Origin of the sequence: Streptomyces ruber (genome assembly GCF_014648075.1) — a bacterium.
GTDB classification, from domain to species: Bacteria; Actinomycetota; Actinomycetes; order Streptomycetales; family Streptomycetaceae; genus Streptomyces; species Streptomyces ruber.
Genome location: NZ_BMQK01000031.1, coordinates 24795 through 31352, shown reverse-complemented (window position 1 = coordinate 31352; position 6558 = coordinate 24795). Strand labels below are relative to the sequence as shown.

Annotated in this window: 5 protein-coding genes; 2 read left to right on the top strand and 3 right to left on the bottom strand. The window is 69.6% G+C overall.

Features of this window, described 5'->3' with window-relative positions:
* Positions 1 to 315: 315 nt before the first annotated feature.
* Together IEZ04_RS35510 and IEZ04_RS33625 are read right to left on the bottom strand one after the other, a co-directional pair.
* The gene (locus IEZ04_RS35510; RefSeq protein WP_229821477.1) at positions 316 to 492 is read right to left on the bottom strand and encodes a hypothetical protein; all 177 of its coding nucleotides are present in this window, start codon (positions 490 to 492) and stop codon (positions 316 to 318) included.
* A 423-nt stretch (positions 493 to 915) separates the two neighbouring features.
* Complete coding sequence (locus IEZ04_RS33625) at positions 916 to 1083, bottom strand: hypothetical protein (protein WP_189220775.1); 168 nt, start codon at positions 1081 to 1083, stop codon at positions 916 to 918.
* A gap of 1032 nt (positions 1084 to 2115) precedes the next feature.
* On the opposite strand from IEZ04_RS33625, the gene IEZ04_RS33620 reads away from it, so the two are divergent.
* Positions 2116 to 4662 (top strand): DEAD/DEAH box helicase, encoded by a 2547-nt coding sequence (locus IEZ04_RS33620; protein WP_268245714.1) that lies wholly within the window; start codon positions 2116 to 2118, stop codon positions 4660 to 4662.
* Between the two features lie 346 nt (positions 4663 to 5008).
* Positions 5009 to 5488: a hypothetical protein gene (locus IEZ04_RS33615; protein ID WP_189220774.1), complete on the top strand. Its 480-nt coding sequence runs from the start codon at positions 5009 to 5011 to the stop codon at positions 5486 to 5488.
* Between the two features lie 102 nt (positions 5489 to 5590).
* Here the strand turns inward: IEZ04_RS33615 and IEZ04_RS33610 are convergent, their stop codons facing one another.
* Positions 5591 to 6349, bottom strand: a complete 759-nt coding sequence (locus tag IEZ04_RS33610) for a phosphotransferase enzyme family protein (RefSeq protein ID WP_189220778.1) — start codon at positions 6347 to 6349, stop codon at positions 5591 to 5593.
* Positions 6350 to 6558 lie beyond the last annotated feature (209 nt).

Sequence of the window (6558 nt, the reverse complement as noted above, 5' to 3'; positions counted from 1 at the left end):
CCCGCGGAGCGGGTCCCTTCGGGCTGCGCCCGAAGCAAGCGAACCCCCGCGCTGCGCGCGGGGGTTGCGTTCTCGCTCCGCGAGAACGCGGGCGGTTCGCTGCGCTCACCGCCCGTGCCGAACTGCGCTCGGCACGGGGACTCCTTCGCTGCGCTACGGAGTCCAGTCAGGGTGCTGCGCACCCTGACTGACGGTGCGTCCGCTGCGCTCCCGCACCGGCCGGCCCTTTCCGGCTTCGCCTCCAGGCGCCGGAGCCCGCTCACGCGGGCTAGCTAGCAGCGAGAGGGGTCGGTTACCCCTAGGGGTGGTGGTGTTCTATTCGGGCTGGGTCACCGTCAGGGCCCAGCGGATGTCCTGGGCCGAGGCGTCGACTCCGATCGTGAACGATCCCGACCGCACGACCCCCGCATCCATGGCCACCTGGCCCACCCCCGCACTGCCAGCAGGACAGTCCACCGTGAACTCGGCCACCTGCACTGACTGCGACTCCATCGTCACCGCCACACTGCCCCCACCCTCACAGGCCACCGTCAACACCGTCGGCAGCCTGTCCCACGCGCCTCCGGACGCAACCCCGCCATCCCCCGTCCACTCCGGGACCCACACCAGACCCTCCGGCCCGGGATGAGGGAGAAGACCCTCAGCCGCGGTGGCAGGTGCCGTGCCTGCCACCGCGGTCCCGAAGGCCACAGCCGCCAGCATCGCCGTCGTCGCGGTCTTCCTCGCTCTGATCACGATCGCCCCTCCTGATTCCCTGTCATGACCAGGACAGTATGAGCGTGACAAGACACCCACACCTGAGTACGCGTACTCAGGACACACACCGGGAAACGCAGCAAGACCCGATCACCGCTGCTCCCTCGAAAAGGGAAAAGTCTGGGCCTGCTGATGGCAGAACAGCAGGCCCCAATGGGGTTATCGCCTGCGGGCCCAGCCGGTGCCGATACCAGCCACGTGCAGAGCCAGAGCGGTCAGGCCCAGCAGCATCACGTTCGTCGAAGACAACACATCGTTAGTACCGAGATCCGCCGCATTAATCAGGAAAGACACGAAGAACAGCACCGCCGCGACTATGCCGAGCATGAGCGAACTCCTCTCATCAGGGTGCAGCCCGTCTGCCCAGCCACCGCTCTGGCAGACGTAGGCCTGCCGCCTCTGCAACCGCTGGGCCCGAGGGGTCAGGCGTGGGCGTGGCGGGGGCCTGCCGTCTTCTGCGGGGCGGCGCGGTGCGCGGGCCGGTCCGCCTCGGAGGCTTCGAGGCGCCGCAGGAGCAGGCCGGGACGTGTCCCGGCTGCCGCCCTCCGCACTCCTGCCTTCGGCCCACACTGCGGGCGCTGTGCCAACGCACGCCTACGAGAGGAAAGAGGCCGGGCCATGAGGGAGAGCACCGCACGATCGCAGCCGCGGTCGCAGATGGTGCCTCCGGCGGGGGGTCGGCCGGCACCGGGATGGGAGCTGGGGCGGAGGATGGGCTGAGGAGGAGGATGCCGCCATGGCAGATGGATCGAGACGCCCTCTCAGCGAACTTCGACAAGGCGAGACAGTTCAAGCAACGATCACCAGTCACGAGCCATGGGGCCTCATGGCGGAGCTCCACGGATTCGAGCCCGTGGGCGCCTCACTGGACATGATTCGCCGCAGCAGCGAGCCGGGAGTGAGGCGACTCGCACAGGAGCTGCCGCCGGTGGGAGCGACTGTCGACCTGATCATAGGCAGGGTGCGTGCGTGGGATCGCAAGCCGCGGGTATGGGTCGATCTCACGGCGCCCAGTCTCGCCGGAAACTGACCGTGTCCCCGGCGTGTCCGATCGAGCGGGAAGCCCCGGGAAGCAACGGACAGCGCGCAGCATGACGGCCCCCGCCGGGCCGGGGAGGGAGTATTGTTCCGGAGTGTGCTTCAAAGTGAAGCAACGCTAGACTTTGGACTGTGACAGTACTGCTGATGTGGGGTCGTGGTCCGGCCTGAGTCGTGTTCGCCCTCCCCTGTTCAGTGGCTGAATGTGCGGTCGGGGGGCCTTGCTGTGACCGCTTGCACGTCTCTCACGTGACAGTTCCTCGTTTCTCACCGCACGGGTCCCCGCGCGCGGCCCGCAGGAGAAGGCAGATCGGAAGGGCAGTGAAGGAACTCCGTCCTCACCAGCGAGAAGCCGTGGACGCGGTACTCCGCGCGCTCGCATTGCCTGCAAGATCTACTGTCCCCGAGCGGGGACTGCGGACCCAGGTGGTCATGGCGACCGGATCCGGGAAGACCCTCGTCGCCGTGCGCAGCTCCGAGGAACTCCGCGCGGGCCGCGTGCTCGTCCTCGTGCCCTCGCTGGACCTGCTCACCCAGACCCAGGCCGCCTGGCGCGAGGGCGGGCGCAGCGGCCTGATGATCGGGGTGTCCTCCCTGCGTGAGAGCGAGGCGGGTTTCCCGAACACCACGGACGTGGACGAGCTGGTGGCGTGGACGCACGGTCCAGACAAGGTGACCGTGTTCGCCACCTACGCCTCCCTCGGGCTCGGCATCCTCGAGCGGGCGCACCAGGCGGGCTTGCCGGGGTGGTCGCTGGTCATCGTGGACGAGGCCCACCGGGTCACTGGCCGGATCGGGAAGCCGTGGGCGGTTGTCCACGACAACGCCCGCATCCCCGCCCTGCGCCGGCTGTACATGACCGCCACGCCCAGGTTGTGGCAGCTCGACGAGGACGCCGTGCAGGAGCAGGGCGTGCGGGGCGGGCCGGGTGGGCTGGTGGCCTCGATGGACGACGATCCTGACGGGCCGTTCGGCAGCCGGTGTTACACCCTGACGCTGTCGGAGGCCGTGGATCGGGGGATCTGCGCGCCGTACCAGGTGGTGTGCGTGGACATCACCGACACCCAGCTCCAGGCCGCGCAGCTCCTCGGCGCGGACGCGCGGTCCGAGGCCGTGCGCGGGGCGCGGCTCGCCGCGCTGCAGACCGCGCTGGTGAAAGCCTCCGCCGAGGAAGGCTTCCGGCGCACGCTCATCTTCCACCATCAGATTCGGGAGGCTGAGGCGTTCGCGGCCGGCCTGCCCGATGTCGCCGCCACGCTGCATACTGAGGATCCCGAGCTGTACCCGAGGACGGTCTGGGCGGACTGGCTGTGCGGGGAGCACAAGCCGCTCCACCGGCGGCGGGTGCTCGCTGAGTTCGCCGACGGAATCGCAGGCGACGGCACCGTAGTGGAGAAGAGCTTCCTCGGGTCAGTTCGCGTACTCGGGGAGGGCGTGGACTCGAAGAACTGCGACTCCGTGTACTTCGCCGATGTGCGTGGTTCCATGCCGGATCTGGTCCAGGCCGTGGGCCGGGCGCTGCGGATTCAGCCCGGCGAGGGGAAGGTGGCGTCGCTGGTGGTGCCCGTCCTGCTCGGACCCGGGGAGACCGTCGACAACATGCTGACCAGCCGGGCATTCGGCGGGTTGGCCAAGCTTTTGGAAGCTCTCCGGGCACACGACACCCGCATCGTGGAACAGCTGGCCGAGCAGCAGGCTCCGAGCCGCCCTGCGGGCGTACCGAGCCCTGCCGGCAGTGAGCAGGGCGATGAAGACGGTGGTGGCAGCGGCGGGGTGTCGGCGCCGGCACGGGCGCTGCTGAAGTTCTCCACCCCCCGCGACCCCGCCCAGATGGCCGCCTTCATCAACCTACGCGTCCTGAACCCCGAGCGCGCCCACTGGCGGCGCGGGATCGAAGCCGCCACCCTCTACGCCCGGCGGCACGGGGACCTGAGGGTGCCGTTCACCTACCGTGTGCCCGGCGGCGAGGACCAGGCGGTGGAGGCCGAGGGATGGCCGGCCTCCCTCGCCGGATTCCCCCTCGGGCAGTGGACCGCCGACGCCCGACGCTTCCACACCCGCGGTGACATGGACGCCGACCGCGTCGAGCAACTGGAGAAGCTCGGCATGGTCTGGTCCCACTACGACATGGCGTGGGAGGAAGGCCTGACCGCCGCACGCGGATGGGCCGCGGAACACGGACACCTGCTGGCGCCGCTTGACGCCACTTTCCAGGGATATCGGGTGGGCATCTGGCTCAAGAACGCGCGGGCTGCTGCCCGGCGAGCACAGGAGATCGAACAGCGGCGCGCCGAAGGACTACCGGCAGGCTCCGCAGCCGGGGCACTGCCGGAAGAGCGACGAGAGCAGCTGGAGGACATCGACCCCGCCTGGTGCCCGGCCTGGCCCGTGGAATGGCAACGCGCCTTCCACCTCGTCCGACAACACCTCGAGAAAGGCGGTCAGCTGCCGACCGGACCGGGCAAGGTTGTGCACCAGGGCGAAGACCTGGGGCGGTGGGTGCGGGCGCAGCGCCTGGGGTGGGACAAGCTCACCGGGGCACAGCAATGGATGTGCGAGAACGTGCTCGGCATCGTGCCCGCGAGCGAGGACGAGAAGCCGACGCCGCGTAGGTCGCAGGCCGACAAATGGGCGATCAACCTCACCGCCGCACGGCAGTACTACCAACGCGAGGGGCACCTGCGCGTACCCCGCAAACACATCGAGACCATCGTTCTCGGCAGCGGCGGGAACGGTGACCGCGGCGAGGAGCAGCAAGAACGCGAGATCCGGCTCGGAGCGTGGATCAGCAACCAACGAAGCAGAGCCGCCACCCTGACACCCGAGCGGGTGGGGCATCTGGCCGCGATTGGCATGCGGTGGACGTAGCGGGCCGGTCAGCGGCGCCGCTTCGCCCACAACCACACACCAACCACTACTGCCAGTGCTACAAGGAAGCTCCAGAACGTCACCGTCTGGTTCGGGCCAACCGTCAGAGCCAGCGAGGTCATGCAGGCCCTCTGCCCCGGCTGATCCTTGTCATACGGTGGCAGCAGGGGCTCCGGGTAGCGGGGCTACCGATGGGTTCGACTGCGCAGCGGGACACACAAGATCGTCGAGCGTTGATCGTCGCTCCGTAGGCCGCCCGCGCATGCCCTACTCTCCCCGGGGGGTGTCGGGCGTGGAGTTCAGGGTGGGCTTGCCGCGGTACGGGCGGCCGCCGGGGGTGCGACGGTTGCCGGTACAGCCGCGTGGGGAGAGATGGCAGTCCCTGCGCTCATTCTTCCTCACCCGTTTCCTGCTCGCGCTGCCCGAGGACCCCGTCGAGGCGTTCTCCGCGCTGTTCGAACCGGTCCGGAAGGCTTTCCGCCTCCTGCTGCGGCTGCTGAACGGGCCGGGCATGCGCGGCGGCTGGGACAGCGACGCCGGGCGGCTCGTCCTCGCCGTCCACACCGCCTACTGGAGAAGGGACGCACTGCGCACCGAGGAGGCGGACTGCCTGCTCGTGGTCGCGGACGGCCAGATCGCCGTGCGGGCGCTATGGCAGGACCCCTCGCGGGCCGTCGCCTGCCCGCACGCGGGCCTACGCCACACCCCCTGGCCACGACGGCTACGACGCTGCGTCGGCATCGCCTGCACCGACGGCTCCTGGTTCACCGTCCGCACCACCCACCCCCACACCGCCGACCAGATCCGCACCCTCCTCGCGCCTTGAGGGTCTCTGAACTCGCCGCCGCGAACGACGAATTGAAGCCACCCCCTACCCCCTCACAGACCAGCCAGTGCAGGCAGTACGGGCCGTAAGCCGAGACCGGAATCAGTCGGCGAGCAGGGCATGCATCCACTGGTCCTCGCGCTGCTCGATGTACTCTGCGTCGCTGCGCCAGGCGTTGCCGTGGCCTTCGGCCCACAGTGTCGCCCAGGGCTGGACGCCCCGGGCGGCCTGGTCGCGCAGGAAGTCGTGCATGGATCGCGTGCGGCGCCCCAGCAGAGGGACCGTGTGACGGCGTTCGGCCTCGACGAGGCCGTAGGCGTCGGCGAAGACCCGCAGCCGGTGCGCGGCGTCGGGGCGTTGCCAGTCGGGATGCGCGGACAGCGGAATGAACCCGTGCATGGCGTACGCGACGTCCCACAGGCGGAAGCCGGGGCCGGCGCTGTCCCAGTCGATGAAGGCCCACTGCCCCTCGTCGCCGGCCACGAGGTTCCAGGGTGCCAGGTCGTGATGGGCGATGATGTCGCTGCCCTCGGCGGGGATCAGCACCTGCCAGTGCGCGTCGGGCGGTGGTGTGAAGTCCTGCACGGCCTCGTGGAAGTCCCGGATCAGTCGCGCCACGTCGGCCAGGTGCCGCTCGGCGTCCAGCAGGGAGAACCGGTCGGGCCAGACCACGTGTCCCGGCACGAAGGTCAGGACTTCGCGCCCTTGGTCGTCGATGCCCAGCGGGCGGGGCGCCGCCCGGTAGCCCACCTCGTGCAGGTGGGTCAGCAAGGCGTGCACAGCGGGGGTCCACGGTCCGCTCGGGCGGCGGACGGTATCTCCGACCCGGACGACACCAGTGCTGACGTTCCCACCGGACAACGGCTGTTCCTCATCATGCTGCACCGGGCTAGCATGTCCGACCCGCCCGCCGCGTTCACCCCATTTATGGCGATCATGGCAGGGCGACGGGAATCACCCCAGCTTGCGAGCCCGGCCCTGTCGGCAACATCACGCGGAGAAGCTCAGTAGTGAAACTGCGCGGTGCGGCGGACGTGAGCAGGCGGCCGGGGTTCGCGGCGTTGCGCTGT

Bases quoted from the DNA above. Each gene is read 5' to 3' on its own strand.
- IEZ04_RS35510 (WP_229821477.1), bottom strand. From the start codon at position 492: ATGGAGTCGCAGTCAGTGCAGGTGGCCGAGTTCACGGTGGACTGTCCT.
- IEZ04_RS33625 (WP_189220775.1), bottom strand. From the start codon at position 1,083: ATGCTCGGCATAGTCGCGGCGGTGCTGTTCTTCGTGTCTTTCCTGATT.